20 protein-coding genes are annotated in these 16,350 nt (G+C 63.9%); 7 read left to right on the plus strand and 13 right to left on the minus strand.

From position 1 onward, the window contains the following. Positions 1 to 41 precede the first annotated feature (41 nt). From ABIB99_RS11420 to ABIB99_RS11435, 4 genes are all read right to left on the minus strand, one after another. Positions 42 to 782, minus strand: coding sequence for a TetR/AcrR family transcriptional regulator (locus ABIB99_RS11420; protein ID WP_063981090.1), 741 nt, complete (start codon positions 780 to 782; stop codon positions 42 to 44). Positions 783 to 952: 170 nt separating this feature from the next. Continuing rightward, entirely contained in the window at positions 953 to 1,315 is a 363-nt protein-coding gene (locus ABIB99_RS11425; RefSeq protein ID WP_354175843.1) for a hypothetical protein, read from the minus strand. A gap of 65 nt (positions 1,316 to 1,380) precedes the next feature. Beyond that, positions 1,381 to 1,785, minus strand: a complete 405-nt coding sequence (locus tag ABIB99_RS11430; protein ID WP_071909736.1) for a YciI family protein — start codon at positions 1,783 to 1,785, stop codon at positions 1,381 to 1,383. Between the two features lie 165 nt (positions 1,786 to 1,950). Next, a complete protein-coding gene (locus ABIB99_RS11435; RefSeq protein WP_354175844.1) occupies positions 1,951 to 2,316 on the minus strand; it encodes a nuclear transport factor 2 family protein in 366 nt (121 codons plus the stop codon). 319 nt (positions 2,317 to 2,635) lie between these two features. On the opposite strand from ABIB99_RS11435, the gene ABIB99_RS11440 reads away from it, so the two are divergent. Next, positions 2,636 to 4,303 (plus strand): methyl-accepting chemotaxis protein, encoded by a 1,668-nt coding sequence (locus ABIB99_RS11440; RefSeq protein WP_354175846.1) that lies wholly within the window; start codon positions 2,636 to 2,638, stop codon positions 4,301 to 4,303. 94 nt (positions 4,304 to 4,397) lie between these two features. Here the strand turns inward: ABIB99_RS11440 and ABIB99_RS11445 are convergent, their stop codons facing one another. Next, the gene (locus ABIB99_RS11445; protein WP_247302363.1) at positions 4,398 to 4,775 is read right to left on the minus strand and encodes a cupin domain-containing protein; all 378 of its coding nucleotides are present in this window, start codon (positions 4,773 to 4,775) and stop codon (positions 4,398 to 4,400) included. An 88-nt stretch (positions 4,776 to 4,863) separates the two neighbouring features. On the opposite strand from ABIB99_RS11445, the gene ABIB99_RS11450 reads away from it, so the two are divergent. The 4 genes from ABIB99_RS11450 (at position 4,864) to ABIB99_RS11465 (ending at position 7,634) form a co-directional block, all read left to right on the plus strand. Continuing rightward, the gene (locus ABIB99_RS11450) at positions 4,864 to 5,652 is read left to right on the plus strand and encodes an SDR family NAD(P)-dependent oxidoreductase (RefSeq protein ID WP_354175847.1); all 789 of its coding nucleotides are present in this window, start codon (positions 4,864 to 4,866) and stop codon (positions 5,650 to 5,652) included. Between the two features lie 130 nt (positions 5,653 to 5,782). Beyond that, positions 5,783 to 6,211 (plus strand): hypothetical protein, encoded by a 429-nt coding sequence (locus ABIB99_RS11455; protein WP_502917498.1) that lies wholly within the window; start codon positions 5,783 to 5,785, stop codon positions 6,209 to 6,211. Between the two features lie 287 nt (positions 6,212 to 6,498). Further along, positions 6,499 to 6,843 (plus strand): hypothetical protein, encoded by a 345-nt coding sequence (locus ABIB99_RS11460; RefSeq protein ID WP_063986089.1) that lies wholly within the window; start codon positions 6,499 to 6,501, stop codon positions 6,841 to 6,843. A gap of 428 nt (positions 6,844 to 7,271) precedes the next feature. Continuing rightward, complete coding sequence (locus ABIB99_RS11465) at positions 7,272 to 7,634, plus strand: hypothetical protein (protein ID WP_063981083.1); 363 nt, start codon at positions 7,272 to 7,274, stop codon at positions 7,632 to 7,634. 106 nt (positions 7,635 to 7,740) lie between these two features. Here ABIB99_RS11465 and ABIB99_RS11470 read toward each other — a convergent pair whose 3' ends face one another. The 4 genes from ABIB99_RS11470 to ABIB99_RS11485 all read right to left on the minus strand — a co-directional run bounded on the left by ABIB99_RS11470 (position 7,741) and on the right by ABIB99_RS11485 (position 10,498). Beyond that, the gene (locus ABIB99_RS11470; RefSeq protein WP_028161093.1) at positions 7,741 to 8,154 is read right to left on the minus strand and encodes a VOC family protein; all 414 of its coding nucleotides are present in this window, start codon (positions 8,152 to 8,154) and stop codon (positions 7,741 to 7,743) included. 62 nt (positions 8,155 to 8,216) lie between these two features. Further along, positions 8,217 to 8,753 carry an SRPBCC family protein gene (locus tag ABIB99_RS11475; RefSeq protein WP_354175850.1) on the minus strand — a complete coding sequence of 179 codons (537 nt, stop codon included), beginning with the start codon at positions 8,751 to 8,753 and terminating at the stop codon, positions 8,217 to 8,219. Between the two features lie 78 nt (positions 8,754 to 8,831). Next, positions 8,832 to 10,133: an RNA polymerase sigma factor gene (locus ABIB99_RS11480; RefSeq protein ID WP_354175851.1), complete on the minus strand. Its 1,302-nt coding sequence runs from the start codon at positions 10,131 to 10,133 to the stop codon at positions 8,832 to 8,834. Further along, on the minus strand, positions 10,130 to 10,498 hold the full coding sequence (locus ABIB99_RS11485) for a YciI family protein (protein WP_063981079.1): 369 nt from the start codon (positions 10,496 to 10,498) through the stop codon (positions 10,130 to 10,132). Before ABIB99_RS11485 ends, ABIB99_RS11480 begins: the two co-directional genes overlap by 4 nt. Positions 10,499 to 10,639: 141 nt before the next feature. Here ABIB99_RS11485 and ABIB99_RS11490 point away from each other — a divergent pair, with 141 nt between their 5' ends. Then, complete coding sequence (locus ABIB99_RS11490; protein ID WP_354175853.1) at positions 10,640 to 11,605, plus strand: 2-hydroxyacid dehydrogenase; 966 nt, start codon at positions 10,640 to 10,642, stop codon at positions 11,603 to 11,605. Positions 11,606 to 11,792: 187 nt separating this feature from the next. Here ABIB99_RS11490 and ABIB99_RS11495 read toward each other — a convergent pair whose 3' ends face one another. Then, positions 11,793 to 12,437 (minus strand): TetR/AcrR family transcriptional regulator, encoded by a 645-nt coding sequence (locus ABIB99_RS11495; RefSeq protein WP_028151469.1) that lies wholly within the window; start codon positions 12,435 to 12,437, stop codon positions 11,793 to 11,795. Positions 12,438 to 12,543: 106 nt separating this feature from the next. Here ABIB99_RS11495 and ABIB99_RS11500 point away from each other — a divergent pair, with 106 nt between their 5' ends. Continuing rightward, complete coding sequence (locus ABIB99_RS11500) at positions 12,544 to 13,188, plus strand: glutathione binding-like protein (protein ID WP_208084621.1); 645 nt, start codon at positions 12,544 to 12,546, stop codon at positions 13,186 to 13,188. 74 nt (positions 13,189 to 13,262) lie between these two features. Here ABIB99_RS11500 and ABIB99_RS11505 read toward each other — a convergent pair whose 3' ends face one another. The 3 genes from ABIB99_RS11505 to ABIB99_RS11515 form a co-directional block, all read right to left on the minus strand. Continuing rightward, a complete protein-coding gene (locus ABIB99_RS11505) occupies positions 13,263 to 14,030 on the minus strand; it encodes a substrate-binding periplasmic protein (protein ID WP_354175855.1) in 768 nt (255 codons plus the stop codon). Positions 14,031 to 14,066: 36 nt separating this feature from the next. After that, entirely contained in the window at positions 14,067 to 14,408 is a 342-nt protein-coding gene (locus ABIB99_RS11510) for a c-type cytochrome (RefSeq protein WP_135214749.1), read from the minus strand. Between the two features lie 89 nt (positions 14,409 to 14,497). After that, a complete protein-coding gene (locus ABIB99_RS11515) occupies positions 14,498 to 16,216 on the minus strand; it encodes a pyrroloquinoline quinone-dependent dehydrogenase (RefSeq protein WP_063981075.1) in 1,719 nt (572 codons plus the stop codon). Between the last annotated feature and the right edge of the window lie 134 nt (positions 16,217 to 16,350).

A 16,350-nucleotide genomic window follows, 5' to 3' on the forward strand; every position in this document is an offset into this window, starting at 1 on the left:
AGCCGGCCGCCTGACAGGGTCGCCGAATTATTTGCGCAATTTTATTTCGGCTTGCCCCAGGGGCCGCCGGGCGGCAGGCCAGAACCGGAGGATGCCTCCGGTGGCACCGGCGGCGGCTCGGCGCTTCGTGCCGGCGGACGGCGGTCGGTCGGGAAGCCCAAGCCGCGCAGATAGATCAGCACCTCGGCTTCGAGCAGGTCATCCGGCGACATCGGCAGTTTTCGCCGCGCGGCGTCGCCGCGTGAGAACAGCGAGGCCACGCCGTGCGCCATCGACCAGATGTGCAGCGCCATCATCATGGCCGGTGGCCGCGGCGTGCCGGGCGGCGCCAGCGCCGCAAGCCGCTCGGCGGCGGCGCGAATGATGTTGAAGGCGCGTTCACTGGCGGCCTGCAGGGCCGGATTTGAATCGACCGGCACGCCCGATTCGAACATCGCGTTGTAGAAGGCAGGCTCCTCGCGGGCAAAGGCGAGATAGGCCTTGCCGACGCGCTCGAACGCCGTGACCGTATCCGGGCGCCCGTCGTCCCAGGCCGCGGTCAGGCGCTGCTCGAACTGCTCGAAGCCGCGCTGCGCGATCGAGGACAGCAACTCCTCGCGGTCGCGGAAATGCCGGTAAGGCGCCGCCGCGCTGACGCCGGCCATGCGCGCGGCATCGGCAAAGGTGAAGCCGGCAGCGCCCTTCTCGGCGATCAGCCCGAGGGCAGCCTGCAACAGGGCTTCCTTCAGATTGCCGTGGTGATAGCCGCGCTCGGTGCGGCCCTGGTCCTTACGCCAGCTCATGTGAACAGCTTTTACATGAGCCGGGCGTGAAGTCACTAGCGCAGGCCGGATTTGATTAACCGGCCAACTCGTCATTCCGGGGGCGGCTCGACCCGGGGCTGCTCGACGAGCCGAACCCGGAATCTCGAGATTTCCGGGCTCGCGTGTGCGCGCCCCCGGAATGACACGGCCTAGCCGCCGGGAATCGGCAGCACCGGCATGATCTCGACGCGTTCGCCGGGGAAGATCGCGAAGTGCGGGTGGTTCTCGAACATCTTGGCTGCGGCCTCATGGGACGCGGCGCGGACCACGGTGAAGGCGCCCATCTCGTTGGCGATGTCGGCGACGCCCTTGCCGTCGACCTTCTTGGTCTTGCCGAGAGGGCCGCCCATGGCCTGGATCGCGCCTTGATGCTTCTCGACCCAGCCTTTCCAGGCCGCCATGCCCTCCTGCTCCTTCGCCTTCCGCGCGGTCTCGGACATCGCGTTCCATGCGGCCCATTGCGGGCTGGACTTGCTGCCGAGGAAAACGGCGAGATAGGTATCAGTGCTCATTGGTTCTCTCCTTTGTTGATGGATGATGGATTGACGAGCCGCGAGTTGATCCGCGGCCGTCTCGGCTACGTCTTCAGATCGTCGAAACCGGCGGCGGCTGCCTGCACCTCCGGCGGAAAGTCGGCCATCTCCTGCACCTGCCGGATCTCGATGACTTCATTGGCGGAAGCCGGGCACTTCTTCGCCCAGGCGATCGCCTCCTGGCGCGAGGCAACCTCGATCATCCAGTAGCCGCCAAGGACTTCCTTGGCTTCGGCGAAGGGGCCGTCGGTCACGATGGGCTCGCCGGTCGCGAACGAGACGCGCGCGCCCATCGACGGCGGGTGCAGACCGTCGAGCGTGATCAGCACGCCGGCATCCTTCAGCGCCTCGTTGTAGCGCATCATCGCGGCGACGCGTTCGGGATCGAGTTGCACGTCCGGCGGCGCGGTCTCGTAGCCGAGCGGAATCATCAGCATCATGAATCGCATGAGCAGTCCTTGTTTGCTTTGTCGTTTCGGGTTTGCGCGGCGCGGCGCCACCCCCGAAGGACGGGAGCGGCGGCTCGGGCCGCCCACCCTTACCTCTAAGACGAACCAACCTTTACGGAACCGACAGGGTGATGAAAATTATTCCGGAGGTCATTGCGCCGGCCGCTAGCGCGGCTGCGGCAGGAAACGCCCATCCTTCCGGGCAGCGCCGAAATAGACGTCGATGCGGCGGACCTTGCCACCGGAAAAGGTGAAGAACTCCGTGTTGCGAAAGCTTCTGCCATCTGTCCCCAGACAGAGATAGGTGACGAAGGCCTCGTCGCCCCGGACGAAAACCCGCTCGATGTCGTGCCGCGCGATCCAGCCGGTGTCCTTCCAGCAGCGCTCGAAATAGGCCGCCTTGTCGAGGTTGTCGTCGAACGGACTGGTGAAGCGGAAATCGTCGGCCAGTGCGTCGGCGACCCGTTGCCGGTCGTTGCCGAGATAGGCTGCGAAGAGGTCTCGAATCAGGCGCTCGCGGTCGTCAGGCATTGATGGTCTCCGCAGAGAAGATCCTCTTGAAGACGATGCACGAACGCGTGCCCCGACATTGCTTGCCGAATTTCAACAGAGACGATGCGAAAATATCGCGAGGCGGGTCCGTACGAGTACGGACCGACTATGTCCACCGCCGTGCATATAGGACGAGAATCTTCGAAAGCAGAACAACATGGCCAGCGCACGCGGAACTACGGAGACCGCGCAGCTTGCTGCAAGGGTTTACAGTTGATCAACGCGTGCATGCAACTTTTTCGAGAAGGCCAATTGCAGCTGGGCCGACGCATAGTTGAACCATTCCGGGGACCTTCAAGTGTTCAATTTCAACAGCAAGGCCAGGATCCAGCACGCGCTCGCGGAAGTCGACGCCCTCGATCGCTCGCAGGCCGTCATCGAATTCGATCTCGACGGCACCATCCTCGATGCCAACGAGAACCTTCTGAAAATGAGCGGCTATTCGCTCGCCGAGATCAAGGGCAAGCATCACAGCATCTTCGTCAGCCCGACTGAGCGCGAGAGCGCCCGCTACCGCGACTTCTGGGCCAGCCTGAACCGCGGCGAATTCCAGACCACGCAATACAAGCGCTTCGGCAAGAACGGCAAGGAAGTCTGGGTTCATGCCTCCTACGCCCCGTTGCTGGACAAGAACGGCAAGGTGGTCAGCTTCATCAAGTTCGCCACCGACATCACGGCGTACAAGATCAAGACCATGGAAGACTCCGGCAAGATCGCCGCGATCAACCGCGCGCAGGCCGTGATCGAGTTCAACATGGACGGCACCATCGTCACCGCCAACGAGAACTTCCTGGGCGCGATGGGCTATTCGCTCGACGAGATCAGGGGCAAGCATCACAGCATGTTCGTGACGCCCGAGGACCGCGCGAGTTCGGCCTATGCCGCATTCTGGGCCAGGCTCAACCGCGGGGAGTTCGAGGCGGCCGAGTACAAGCGACTCGGCAAGGGGGCTAAGGAGATCTGGATTCTCGCGACCTACAACCCGATCCTCGACGAGACCGGCAAGCCGTTCAAGGTGGTGAAGTTCGCAACCGACATCACCGCGCAGAAGATGAAGGCCGCCGACAATGACGGCCAGCTCGCCGCGATCCGGAAGTCGCAGGCGGTGATCGAGTTCAACATGGACGGCACGATCCGCACCGCCAACGAGAATTTTCTCAAGGCGGTGGGCTATTCGCTGGCCGAGATCAAGGGCCGGCACCATTCCATGTTCGTCGAGCCGAACGAGAGGAATTCGGCGGCCTACCGCCAGTTCTGGGAGACGCTCAACCGCGGCGAATACCAGGCCGCCGAATACAGGCGGATCGCCAAGGGCGGCCGCGAGATCTGGATCCAGGCGTCCTACAATCCGATTCTGGATCTCAACGGAAAACCCTACAAGGTGGTGAAATACGCCACCGACATCACCGCGCAGGCGATCGGCCGCAAGAAGGCCGACAATGCGCGCGGGCTGATCGAGGCGGTCGCGGCCGGCAGCGAGCAGATGAGCGCCTCGATCCGCGAGATCTCCGAGACCATGGCGAAATCGCGCGAGACCTCCAAGGTCGCGACCACCAGGGTCGAGTCCGCGGACGGTCAGGCTCAGAAGTTGACTGCAGCGGCCCAGGCCATGAGCGGCATCGTCGAGATGATTTCGGGCATCACCAGTCAGATCAACCTGCTTGCGCTCAACGCCACGATCGAATCGGCGCGGGCGGGCGAAGCGGGCCGCGGCTTTGCCGTGGTCGCCTCCGAGGTGAAGAACCTCGCCAGCCAGGCCAAGCAGGCCACCGACACGATTACCTCCGAAATCGACGCGCTGAACACCATCTCGGGCGACGTTGCGAGCTCGCTCACCGCGATCAAGGCCGCGATCGCCGGCGTCAACGAGTTCATCGCCTCCACCGCGGCTGCGGTCGAGGAGCAGAGCATCGTGACCTCCGACATGTCGTCGAACATGCAGCGCGCATCGGCGGAGCTGGCGTAAGCTCTCACTTTATCACGATCCCCGTCATCCTTCGAGGGCCGCTGAAGAAGCGGCCACCTCAGGGGTGACGGTGAGAGGGACCGACGTCCTTATCCTACCGCTCCCAGCGTCGCGTCGCTTCACTCGCCCCTTCCGGCAGCATCTCGAAGACCGGCGAGGCCAACACCGCATGCACATGCAGCATGGTCGCTCCCGAATTGCGAAAACCGTGCTTGCGGCCGGCGGGAACCAGCAGCGCCTGTCCGGCCGTCACCGTGATACGCCGGGCTTCGATCCACATCTCCGCCTCGCCCGCCCGCACGGTGAGCACCTCCTCGACCGTGTGGCTGTGCGTCGGCGCGCCGGCGCCGGGATCGACCCATTGCTCGAAGATGCAGAGCGCGGTCGCGCCGTTGCGCGCGGATGTCACCATGCGGGTCTTCACACCTGGCCGCCATTCCTCGAGCGGGATCGTGCTGGGATCGATGAGCATGGCCTGGAGCCCTTCTTGCCGGGACGAAAGCGAAGTAAAAGGAGCCGGCGCTCGTGCGCGCCCTTTCGAACACAGGACAGATTAGCAAATGCCGCAGGCCTCACAAAACGTCGCCCTCGTCACCGGAGCCGCGCGAGGCATCGGGCTGGCGACGGCCAAGAAATTCCTGGCCGAAGGGTGGCGCGTCGCGCTGCTCGATATCGAGGGGGAGCTGCAGGCGGGCGCGGCGGCGGCCCTGAAGAATCCCGATAACACGCTGGCAATCACCTGCGACGTGTCCGACGCGGCCGCCGTGGGAGCTGCAATGGCGGCGGTCATGAGCCGCTTCGGTCGGCTCGATGCTCTCGTCAACAACGCCGGCGTCGCCGTGTTCGCGCCAGTGCTGGAGACCAGCGACGCCGATTGGAGCAGGATCATGGCGGTCAATCTCACCGGCCCGTTCCTGTGCACCAAGGCGGCCGCGCCGCTGATGCGCGAGCAAGGCGGCGGCGCCATCGTCAACGTCACCTCGATCTCGGCGGTGCGCGCCTCGACCCTGCGTTCGGCCTATGGCACCAGCAAGGCGGGCCTTGCGCACCTGACCAAGCAGCTCGCGGTCGAGCTCGCCTCGCTCAACATCCGCGTCAACGCGGTCGCGCCGGGGCCGGTCGACACCGCGATGGCGAAGCAGGTGCACACCAGGGAGATCCGCGCCGACTATCACGACGCCATTCCGCTCAACCGCTACGGCCTGGAGGAGGAACTCGCCGAAGCGATCTATTTCCTGTGCTCGGAACGATCGAGCTACATCACCGGCCAAATTTTGGCCGTCGATGGCGGCTTCGATGCGGCTGGCATCGGCCTGCCGACGCTGCGCGGCGAACGGCGGAACGCGTGAACGTCGTAGGGTGGGCAAAGGCGCGCAAGCGCCGCGCCCACCTTCCCTTCAGATTTGCGATGCCGTTGGTGGGCACGCTACGCTCTGCCCACCCTACGGGATCGAGCTTGTGGAGTGCTCCATGCGACGCATGTTCTTTGTGGGTGCCTGGATGCTCGCATCTGCGCTCTTTACCACCACCCTCGCCATGGCCGAAATCCGCATCATCCAGTCGCCGGGCGGAGAGGTCGGGCCGTTCCTCGACCTGTTCGAGCAGGTGCGCGAGAGCGGCGAGCGCGTGGTGATCGACGGTCCGTGCCTGTCCGCCTGCACGCTGGTGCTCAGCATCGTGCCGGGCGAGCGCATCTGCGTCACCAAACGCGCGGTACTCGGCTTCCACGCGGCGCGTTCGGTCGACCGGCGTGGGCGTTTTTATGCCGAGCCCGAAGCCTCCGACGCGGTGCTGCAGGCCTATCCCGGCCCGGTGCGCGACTGGATCAGCCGGCACGGTGGCCTCTCGTCCAGATTGCTTTTGCTGAAGGGCCGCGACCTTGCGGCGATCTATCCGCGCTGCCGCTGAGCAACAGGCGGCCGCCAGCGATGTGACCGGTTGCATCCGCCGCTGTCCGGCGATTAGGCAGTTTTGCAAAATTCGGACGATCCGGACACGAAATCCGCTCAACCGCTTGGCAATGCCTGCCCAATTTACGCGGTTTGCGGCTCTTCCGGACCGTCTATGATGGTCCCGTCCAGATTGAGGCCGCTCGGGTCACGATGGCTGCAGGGCCGTCATAATCTCAGCAGTGGTCACAGACTAGGATCGTTCCGCTTTTTCAAGATTACACATTTTCAAACCGGTCGCAGGCCGTGCAGCCCATCGATTTTCACTACCGCCTGTCGGACCAGGGACGCATTGTCCTTGGCCAGTTGAGCTCCCAGGAAACCGTCGAATTCGAATTGCTGTCGCGGCGCCACCGCGAGGGCCTGATGGACCTGCCGTCCGAGCTGCGGCTGCTCGAGCTCTATGTGAAATATATCGGCTCGGGCGCAGAGGCTGCGCTCGCGCCGTCGGAGCTCGCATGGCAGGCGAGCGAGCCACTCCAGCGGCGGAGACCGCCGCGTGCGCGAACGGCGCGGCCGCGCAACTACATCCTCTCGATGATCGTGATCGCGAGCGTCAGCTTCACGCTCATCGCGTTGCTGGTGAGCTAGCAGGCAAGCGCGACGGCGAAATTGCGCCGGTCACGCATTTCGTCGGGCCTAGTAAAGCCTCTGGATGGTCTGCGCCAATTCCAAGGTCGCGCAGATGAGCATACCCCAAAGTGCAAAATTGATTTGTAGCGCCGCTGCCATCGGTCGCTCCCTTCCCAAGTTACGCCCACCCCAGTTTGTAGAATTTATGAAGAAATTATTAGCGATTCTGTCGTGGAGTTTACAGCCTAATATTTCGCCAGTTGTTGTGCGATGCGATCCGCATGATTTCACGAAGCGGCCTCACTGCTCTCGCAATGTGATGCGAGAGCACGATTCCATATTGGGCCATGGCGGCCACGTCGTTTCCCTTAGGTTCCATTTAACCGGCGCGATGCAAGGCTCCGCATGCGGAGTTTGCGTGTCGCGTACCGCACCAAGGGTCCGGCATGCTGCGTCACGGCTTCGTCTTGCTCACTTTTTGCGCAGCGCTCCTCGGATGCGCGGCGGCGCCGGCGCAGGAGCGCCGACCGATCGCATGGGACGGCCTCGGCCGGGATCCGAACCAGGCCCCTCATCGCTCCTCTGTCACAAAGCGGCGCGCCGCGAACCCGGCGCCGGCGCAGGACAATCCCAATCAGGAGCGGGAAAGAGTGCTCGGCACCTTGCGCCCGTTCTCCGAGGCGTGGTGGGTGGTCCATGACGAAATCGAGGCGGAGAACGACAGGCAGCTTGGCACGAAACTCGTGATCTGCCCTCGCTGCGTTGAATCGCCGCCGCCAAGCGATGACGCGACCGGATCGCTCCGGTGAGCGAGCACGCGGCGATCAGCCGTATGACATGACGACGGCATGAGTGACCCACTCCCGTAACAACGGGAGTGGGATCGCGGCTTGGCGTGTCAGGCCGACGCGCCCGTCACATGCCCTCGGCCGGGCAGTTCACCATCCAGGGAATGCCGAACTTGTCGACGCACATGCCAAAGCCCTTGGCCCAGAACGTCTTGCTGAAGGGCATGGTGACGGTGCCGCCGTCGGCGAGCGCGTTGAACTTGCGTTCGCCATCCGCGGGGTCCGTGACCGTGAGCGAGACCGAAAAGCCCTGGGCTTTCTGAAAATGCTCGGGTGGCGCGTCGGAGGCCATCAGCACGCTGCCGTCGGGCAACGACATCCGCGCATGCATGATCATCTTCTCGCGGCCGGGCGCGGCGGGCATGTCCGGCGGCGCTTCCGATGAGCGCATCATGGCGTCGATCTTGCCGCCCAAAACCTTGGCGTAGAAGTTGAACGCCGCTTCGCAGGTGTCCTGATAGAACAGATAGGCATTGATCATCGTTTCTCTCCTCTCCGTTTTCTTGGCGATTCCTTGGCTGCTCCTTGGGGCAGCAAGCCTCGTTACTTCTCGGTGAGCTTCTTCAGGCTGGCGAGGCCGGCCTCGAAGTCTTTGCCGATCATGTTGTCCACGTTGATGAACACCTGCATCACCTTGGACATGAACGGCGCCGGACCGTACATCGCCCATGTGACCAATGTGGCATCGCCTTGCGGCACAAAGGTGAACTCGGCGGTGTTGTGGCCTTCGAACGGGCGCTCGAAGTCAAGCTTGATGCGAAGCTTCGACGGCGTGCTCGCCTCGAGGATTTCCATATGCCCGGCGCCGACATTATTGTTGCCGTCCCAGGCATAGGTCGCGCCCTTGCCTGACGCGGTTCTGCCGAAGGTCCGCTTCATGCCGGGGTCGCGATCCTCATAGGGCGACCAGCTCATCCAGAAATGGAAATCGGCAACGTGCGGATAAATCGCATCGGCCGGCGCCTTCACGGCGAGCGAGCGCTCGACACGGAACGTATCGGGTTTTGTCAATGCGAAGACGAGGACCGCGGCTATGCCGACGGCGAGGACGACGGCGATGATGGCAATGGCTTTCAGCATGAGTGGCTCCCTGGATATGGAATTAAGACGAAGGGGAACGGCGGGAGCCGACAATCGGCGGGACGAAATTTTTGGCCGTCACTTTGCCTTTGCGCCCTGCCTGGCGCCGCCATTGGCGCCCTTCGGCTGGCTGTCCCGGATCAGGCGATCAATATGCATGCGGATATGGGCGGCTTCCGCCGAAGTATTGGCGAGTGCGATGGCGTGGTCGAAGGCGATGCGGGCTTCGTCGTTACGGCCGAGCTGCATCAGGAAGGCACCACGCACGCCGTGGAAATGAAAGTAGTTGGTGAGTTTCGGCGCCAGCGGCTCGATCAGCTCGAGCGCCGCTTGCGGCCCGCGCACCTTGGAGACCGCAACCGCGCGGTTGAGCGTCACCACCGGCGAAGGCTGCATCACTTCGAGCGCGCCGTAGAGCAGGTCGATCTGCGTCCAGTCGGTTTCCTCGGGCGTCGACGCGCGCGCATGCAGCGCGGCGATCGCGGCCTGGACCTGATAGGGGCCGCTGCGGCGATGGCGCATCGCCTTGTCGATCAGCGCCAGGCCTTCCGCGATCATGTTGCCGTTCCACAGCGTACGATCCTGGTCGTCGAGCAGGATCACCGCGCCGTCCGAGGCAAAGCGCGCGGCGCTGCGCGCATGCTGCAACAGCAGCAGCGCCGTGAGCCCCATGATCTCCGGCTCGCTCTGGAACAGCCGCAGCAGCAACCGCGCCAGCCGGATCGCTTCCTCGCACAGCGGCTTTCGGATCTCCGCCGTGTCGCCGCTGGCCGAATAGCCTTCGTTGAAGATCAGGTAGATCATTGCGGCAACGCCGGCGAGCCGCTCGGAGCGTTCGACCGCGCCGGGCGTTTCGAACGGCGCCCCGGCCTCGGCGACCTTCGCCTTGGCACGGGTGATGCGCTGCTCCATCGCCGCTTCCGAGACCAGGAAGGCGCGCGCGATCTGCTTCACGGTGAGGCCGGAGACGATGCGCAGCGCGAGCGCGATCTGCTGGGTCGCCGGCAGCTGCGGATGGCAGCAGATGAACATCAGCCGCAGGATGTCGTCGCGGTAGTGCGAGCCGTCGAGCCGCTCGGCGAGCGCGCCCTCGGCGTCGTCAAGATCGGAGATGGCCTGGTCGTCCTCCGGCAGCGGCTGCTGCTTGCGGGCGCGGCGGACCTCGTCGATGGCGACGTTGCGGCCGACCATGATCAGCCAGGCCGCGGGATCGCGCGGCGGCCCGTTCTGCGGCCAGGTCTTGAGCGCGCGCAGGCAGGCGTTCTGGAAGGCCTCTTCGGCGGTGTCGAGATCGCGGAAATAGCGCAGCAGCGCGCCGACCGCCTGGGGTCGCGCCGAGGTCAGCGCGGTCTCGATCCAGGCGGTGTCGGCCTCGCTCACGTCGAAATTCCTCCGGGCCGGAATACGCCGACGGGGCGCACCTCATAGGCGCCGCCGGGATTGGCCGCACCGAGGTCGCGCGCAACGTCGAGGGCTTCGTCGAGGTTCTTGCAATCCACGATGTAGAAGCCGAGCAATTGCTCCTTGGTCTCCGCATAGGGGCCGTCGAGCACCAGCGGCGGGTCTTCCTTGCGCAGCGTCGCCGCCGCCGTGGTCGGCAGCAGCCGCGCCACCGGACCGAGCCGGCCCTGCTGTGTGAGCTTGTCCTGCACCACGGCGAGCTTCTTCATCACGGCCTCGTCCTGGTCCTTGCTCCAGGAGCCGACGAAGTCCTCGTCGTGATAGCAGAGGATCGCATAAAGCATGGGCAGCACCTTCCTGAACGCTTGTTTTTAAGACGATCCAATATGCCCCGCCCCGACAGGGCTGCGGAAAAAATTTGCGAGAAAAATCCGTCGGATCGTGCCAAGGAGGGTTTTCAAAACGGAACCGACGAGGCACTTCGAATGAGCATGGGCACACTGGCCGTCCTGATCAACAGCACGCAGCAGAATTGGCTGCCGGAGCGCTGGAAGGCCCGGTTCGACGCGGTCTGCGGCGGCCGCCGCGTGGTGCTGCTGCCCGACGCCGGGCTCGATCCGGCCGAGGTGCACTATGCCGCGGTGTGGAAGCCGGTGCCAGGCGATCTCGGCTCTTTTCCGAACCTCCGTGCGATCTTCAATCTGGGCGCCGGCGTCGACGCGCTGATGGCCGACAAGAGCCTGCCCGACGTGCCGCTGGTGCGCGTCGCCGTGCCTGATCTCACCAATCGCATGACCGAGTATGTCGTGCTGCACGTGCTGATGCACCACCGCCAGGAGCTGTACTTGCGGGACTCGCAGCGCGCAAAACGCTGGGAGCCGCAATATCAGTGGCCGGCGAGCGCCGTCACCGTCGGCGTGATGGGACTTGGCACGCTGGGTGCCGATGCCGCCGACGTGCTGCGCCGGCTCGGCTTCCGCGTTGCCGGCTGGAGCCGTAGCCCGCGCACGATCGAGGGCGTCGAATGCTTCCACGGCGCCGCGCAGATCGACGCGTTCCTGCGCAAGACCGACATGCTGGTCTGCCTGTTGCCGCTGACGCCGGATACGCACGGCATCCTCAACCGCGACGTCTTCACCAAGCTCAACCGCAGCAGCCCGCTCGGCGCGCCCGTGCTGATCAATGCGGGTCGCGGCGGCTTGCAGAACGAAGCCGATATCCTGGCCTGCCTCGACGACGGCACGCTTGGCGCGGCCTCGCTCGACGTTTTCGTGCAGGAGCCGCAGCCTGCCGACAGCCGGTTCTGGACCCACCCCAAGGTGCTGCTGACCCCGCACAACGCGGCCGACACCGACGCCGATGCAATCTCGGCCTATGTCGCCGAGCAAATCGCAAAGTTCGAGGCCGGCGGTGTGCTGGAGAACGTGGTGGACCGGGCACGGGGATATTAGACGCTTCGGCAGGCTGAGAGAGGCACGCACGCGCCCCACCTTCGCTGTCGTCCCCGCGTGCGCGGGGACCCATACCGCGTGATTTATCGTTGCGGATGGTCGCAGTACCGAACGACCAGTCTTCGCCAAACTTCTCTCTGTGGCTATGGGTCCCGGGCTCGCGCTACGCGCGCCCCGGGACGACAGCCTAACTTTTAGCGCCCACCATCACGTCAATCGCACCCTTCACGATCGCCTCGAGCTCTTTGCGCGACACGCGGGCGCGGGAGCGGATGGCGATCGAATGCACGGTTGCGGAGGCGAGCTGCGCCAGCACGGCCGGGTCGGCGCTCGCGGGCAGCTCGCCCTTCTCCTTGGCGCGGCGGAAGCAACTGGCAAAGGCCTTGTCGAGCTCGGTCAGTCCATCCAGAACCATGGCACGGATCTCGGGATCGCCGACGGCTTCGGACGCCGCGGTCACCACCGTGAAGCAGCCGCGCGGGCCGGTCTCGCCGGAGAGATAGATATTCAGCGCGGACGCGAAGATGCGCTCGAGCCGCTGGCGCACCGGCATCTCCTGGCGAAAGATCTCCACCATCGAGGCGCGCGCGTCCTCGCGGTAGCGCTGGTAGCTCTTGATGTAGAGCTCGCGCTTGTCGCCGAAGGCGCCGTAGAGGCTCGGCCGGTTCATGCCGGTCGCTTCGCTGAGATCGTCCAGCGACGTCGCCGCAAAACCCTGCCGGCGGAACAGGTCGAGCGCCTTGCCGAGCGCTACGTCGGGCTCGTAGGCGCGCGGACGGCCACGCCGCTTCGGTTCATTGGCAGCAGCTGGCGGCTTCGATTTTTGTACCATTTCGCAAATTAATCCTTGACCGCCGCGATATTATACAAGATGGTACAAAAATCAATCTGGCCAGGTTGAGCGACACCCAAAGAGGAATTGCCCAAGGAGGCCCAAGATGGATCTTTATTTCTCGCCGCTCGCCTGTTCGATGGCGACCCGCGTCGCGCTGTATGAAGCCGGCGCCGAAGCGAATTATCTCGAAGTCGATCCGCCGACCAAGACAGTGCTGAACGACGGCACCGATTTCCGCACCGTCAACCCGATCGGCCTGGTGCCGACGCTGCGCACCGACGAGGGCGTGGTGCTGACCGAGAACGCCGCGATCCTGCAATATGTCGCGGATCGGTTCCCGCAATCCGGCCTCGGTGCGGCCCAGGGCATCGACCGCACCCGACTGCATCAATGGCTCTGCTTTATCGGCACCGAGCTGCACAAGGGCCTGTTCATCCCCCTGCTCGACCGCAAGGCGCCGCAGGAAACCAAGGCCTATGCGCTGGAGAAGAACCTGTCGCGGCTCGACTATCTCGACAACTACCTGAAGGGGCGCGACTTCCTGCTCGACCATTTCAGTGTGGCGGACGCCTATCTCGTCACGGTCATCAACTGGACCATGGCGACCCCGCCGATCGAGCTCGCCAAATGGCCGAACGTGAAGGCGTATCACGACCGCCTGCGCCAGCGGCCGTCGGTCGCGAAGGCGATCGCCGAAGAGTTCGAGCTGTACAAGGCCGAGCAGGCGCGGAAGAAAGCCGCGGCGTAAGGCCAAAGCGAGATCTTCGCAAAGCGACGTCGCCCTGGCCAAACCGGGACGGCGTCGTTCTTCCAGCAATTCAGCTATCTCGGCGCTTGCAGCACGATCCCATAGCGACCGTAGATCCGATCGATCGTGCCGTCGTTGCGCAGCCGTTCCAGCGCGCCGTCGATCGCCTCGCGCAACGCATCATCCGGGCGGACCATGCCGACGGCGACATTCCAGTTGAGGTCGGCCACGCCCTCGTCGCGATCCAGGATCCGGAGTGCCTTGTCAGGATGCGTCAGATTGAAGTAGCCCGCCGCGGTGGGCGTGACCGCAGCCGCATCGATCTCCTTGTTTGATACGGCGTCGAGGCTGTCGGTCTCGAAGCCGAAGATCGATATGGGCACGTGCCGCTGACCGATGATCATGGCGGCGACAGAGCCGACCTGCACCCCCACCTTGGTATGCGCGCCGAGGCTCTTGAACGATGTGAGCGCGCTGGATGACGGCACCGCGAGCGCGACGCCCGTGCGATAGTACGGTTTCGAGATCCTCAAGCGGGTCTCGCCTTGCGCTTCGCGATCGGCGATGACATCCAGAAGAATGTCACAATTGGCGCTGCGCATTTGGTACTGCGTGATGATCCAGTCGAGCCGCAGCGAGACACCGAGCTCGCGTGCCAGCACCTGTCCCAACTCGACCTGAAAGCCGGATGGATCGCCGCCCTTGCGCGCAAAAGGAAGCGAGTTGGGATGCGCGCAGAGTCCGAGCGCGCCACTCGCGCGGATCGCCTCCAGGGTTCGCGCCTGCGCCGGTCCGGACAGCCCGATGGCGGCACCGACGATAATCAGGACAATTGCCTTCATGCCGCGTCTCATCTGGATGGATCAGGTCCCGGCGGGTCAGCCCTCGCGCGGCTTCAAGGCGCGGATATATTTGACGATCTGGTCGATCTGCGCGTCACTGAAGCTCTCGCCGAATGCCGGCATCGCACCTTGCTTGCCGATCTTGATACGGTTGTGCAGAAATTCGTCGTCTCGTTGCGAATTCATCAGTTGCGGTCCCCTGCCAGCAGCCCGGCCGCCGTCGGAGTGGCAAAAGCCGCAGGTGCCTGCGAACAACTGCTCGACGTCCAGTGACCCGTTGTCCGGCGCCGGCGTGGCAGATTGAGCTCGAGCCACCACAACGCACAGCAACGAAGCGCCCAGCACCGCCGGAAGCGACTTCAAATGCAGTTTCAACACGTCCGCTCCATTCCTGAATCACGCCCGGCCGCTGCAATCGACCGAGGAGCGGGTTTGCACCCGCTCCTCGGCAGATCGTTTGAGACAGACTATTTCAAGCTGAAGACGACGAGGGCGCCGTCGTCACGCGGCATGCTCTTGTAGACGCCGCCGAAGTTTGGCGCATATTCGTCCGCCAGCATACCGCCGAAGCCGGCTGCCACGGCGATATATTGCTTGCCGCCGACGGAGTAGCTGACGATACCGCCCTGGTGGCCGGTGCCGTTGTTGTGCTTCCACAACTCGGCCCCGGTTTCGGCATCGTAGGCGTGAAGGATGCCGCGGGAGTCGGGTACGAACACAAGATTACCCCCGGTCGACAAAACGCTCCCAAGCGGCGGCTCGGGAAACCGAACCTCCCATTTCTTCGCGCCCGTTATCGGGTCGCGCGCGTCGAGATGTCCGTAGATCTCGCCGCTCGGAGGCGGCACCATCTTGAAGTCGGCGCCGATGTTGAGCTGGACCTGGGGCGCGGTGACCGGCGTCGTCTTCTGAATATCCAGCGTCATGCACCATTCCTGGCCGATCTTGTAATAAAGACCGGTCTTCGGGTTGTACGAGCCGGCATTCCAGCTGATGCCGCCGCCAATGAAGGGACACAGCGGTACTTCAGTGACTTTCCCGACAGGGAAATCGCGACGGCCGATCAGCGCGCCCGTCTTGGGATCGATATCCTTGACGAAGTTGATGTTCTCAACCAGCCGCCAGACGTTCTTCACGCCAAGATTACGGTCGTAGACGAAGACGAAGCCGCCCTTGTTCGGATGAACCACGTATTTCTGACCATCGCGCTCAAGCATCACGAACTCGCCGACGGCGCTGTCGAAGTCCCAGGCGTCGTGAGGCAGTTCCTGATGGTAGGATTTCAGCTTTCCGGTATCGATATCGAGAGCGATGACCGAACTCGTATAGAGATTGTCGCCGGGACGCGCACCTTGCGTCTTGTAATCAGCGCCCGACCAATCGTAGAGCGGCGCCGGGTTCGCGGTGCCCCACAGGACGGAGTTGGTCTCGGAGTCGTAGGTGCCCGGCATCCAGCCGCCGCCACCGCCCGTGCGCCAGGAATCGTTGCCCCAGGTCTTCATGGCCTCGTCGGTGCCCGCGACCGTCAGAAACTCCCACTTCTTCTTGCCGGTGGTGGCATCGACGGCGAAGATCGGGCCGCGACCTGGCCATTCCCCCCCCTGCGAGCCGATGATGACGCTTCCCTTCGCGTAAAGCGGCGCGCCGGTGAAGCCGACCGTGAGCTTCTGCGAGTCGATCAGCCTGGTTTCCCAGAGAACCTTTCCCGACTTCGCATCGAGCCCGAACAGACGACCATCCATCGTACCGACGAAGACCTTGCCTTCACCAAGGGCTACACCGCGGTTGTAGGGCGAGTGGGTCTGTCGGCTGATGAGCGCCTCATCGAGTTCCGGAAAGAACGACCAGATGACCTCGCCGGTCGCGCCGTTCAGCGCAAAGACCCGGCTGTACGAACCCGAATAATAGAGCACGCCGTCGGCCACGAGCGGCATTGACTGCAGGCCGCGCGTCGATCGTCCGGGAATGTGCGTCCAGGCTACGCCCAGATTGCCGATGTTGCTCGCATTGATCTGCGCGAGCGGGCTGTAGTGATGGGATTTGTATGAACCATGATAGGTGAGCCAATCGTTCTGACCGGCGTTCTCGATCCGGGCAGTATCCACGGATTGGGCCAACGCCGCCGACGCCGCAAGTGTCGCGCCGACAACAAGAGGTAGACCAGAATTACACCAACGCTTCTTCATCCGTTCCTCCCGCTTTTGTGTTTTGTTGAACTCGCGTCTCGCAGACGCCGGCGAGGGATGTTTGCAGCTCGCTAAGTGTCGGTTCTTCTCCATCGCATATGAGCTGCCAACAGCTCTCGATCTCTCTCGGCGGA

The sequence above is a fragment of the Bradyrhizobium sp. LA6.1 genome, assembly GCF_040547805.1.
GTDB lineage: Bacteria > Pseudomonadota > Alphaproteobacteria > Rhizobiales > Xanthobacteraceae > Bradyrhizobium > Bradyrhizobium barranii.

Excerpts from the sequence above, each read along its gene's own strand:
- ABIB99_RS11420 (WP_063981090.1), bottom strand. The coding sequence starts at position 782 with ATGAGCTGGCGTAAGGACCAGGGCCGCACCGAGCGCGGCTATCACCAC.
- ABIB99_RS11425 (WP_354175843.1), bottom strand. The coding sequence starts at position 1,315 with ATGAGCACTGATACCTATCTCGCCGTTTTCCTCGGCAGCAAGTCCAGC.
- ABIB99_RS11430 (WP_071909736.1), bottom strand. The coding sequence starts at position 1,785 with ATGCGATTCATGATGCTGATGATTCCGCTCGGCTACGAGACCGCGCCG.
- ABIB99_RS11435 (WP_354175844.1), bottom strand. The coding sequence starts at position 2,316 with ATGCCTGACGACCGCGAGCGCCTGATTCGAGACCTCTTCGCAGCCTAT.
- ABIB99_RS11445 (WP_247302363.1), bottom strand. The coding sequence starts at position 4,775 with ATGCTCATCGATCCCAGCACGATCCCGCTCGAGGAATGGCGGCCAGGT.
- ABIB99_RS11450 (WP_354175847.1), top strand. The coding sequence starts at position 4,864 with ATGCCGCAGGCCTCACAAAACGTCGCCCTCGTCACCGGAGCCGCGCGA.
- ABIB99_RS11455 (WP_502917498.1), top strand. The coding sequence starts at position 5,783 with ATGTTCTTTGTGGGTGCCTGGATGCTCGCATCTGCGCTCTTTACCACC.
- ABIB99_RS11465 (WP_063981083.1), top strand. The coding sequence starts at position 7,272 with ATGCTGCGTCACGGCTTCGTCTTGCTCACTTTTTGCGCAGCGCTCCTC.
- ABIB99_RS11470 (WP_028161093.1), bottom strand. The coding sequence starts at position 8,154 with ATGATCAATGCCTATCTGTTCTATCAGGACACCTGCGAAGCGGCGTTC.
- ABIB99_RS11475 (WP_354175850.1), bottom strand. The coding sequence starts at position 8,753 with ATGCTGAAAGCCATTGCCATCATCGCCGTCGTCCTCGCCGTCGGCATA.
- ABIB99_RS11485 (WP_063981079.1), bottom strand. The coding sequence starts at position 10,498 with ATGCTTTATGCGATCCTCTGCTATCACGACGAGGACTTCGTCGGCTCC.
- ABIB99_RS11490 (WP_354175853.1), top strand. The coding sequence starts at position 10,640 with ATGAGCATGGGCACACTGGCCGTCCTGATCAACAGCACGCAGCAGAAT.
- ABIB99_RS11495 (WP_028151469.1), bottom strand. The coding sequence starts at position 12,437 with ATGGTACAAAAATCGAAGCCGCCAGCTGCTGCCAATGAACCGAAGCGG.
- ABIB99_RS11500 (WP_208084621.1), top strand. The coding sequence starts at position 12,544 with ATGGATCTTTATTTCTCGCCGCTCGCCTGTTCGATGGCGACCCGCGTC.
- ABIB99_RS11505 (WP_354175855.1), bottom strand. The coding sequence starts at position 14,030 with ATGAAGGCAATTGTCCTGATTATCGTCGGTGCCGCCATCGGGCTGTCC.
- ABIB99_RS11515 (WP_063981075.1), bottom strand. The coding sequence starts at position 16,216 with ATGAAGAAGCGTTGGTGTAATTCTGGTCTACCTCTTGTTGTCGGCGCG.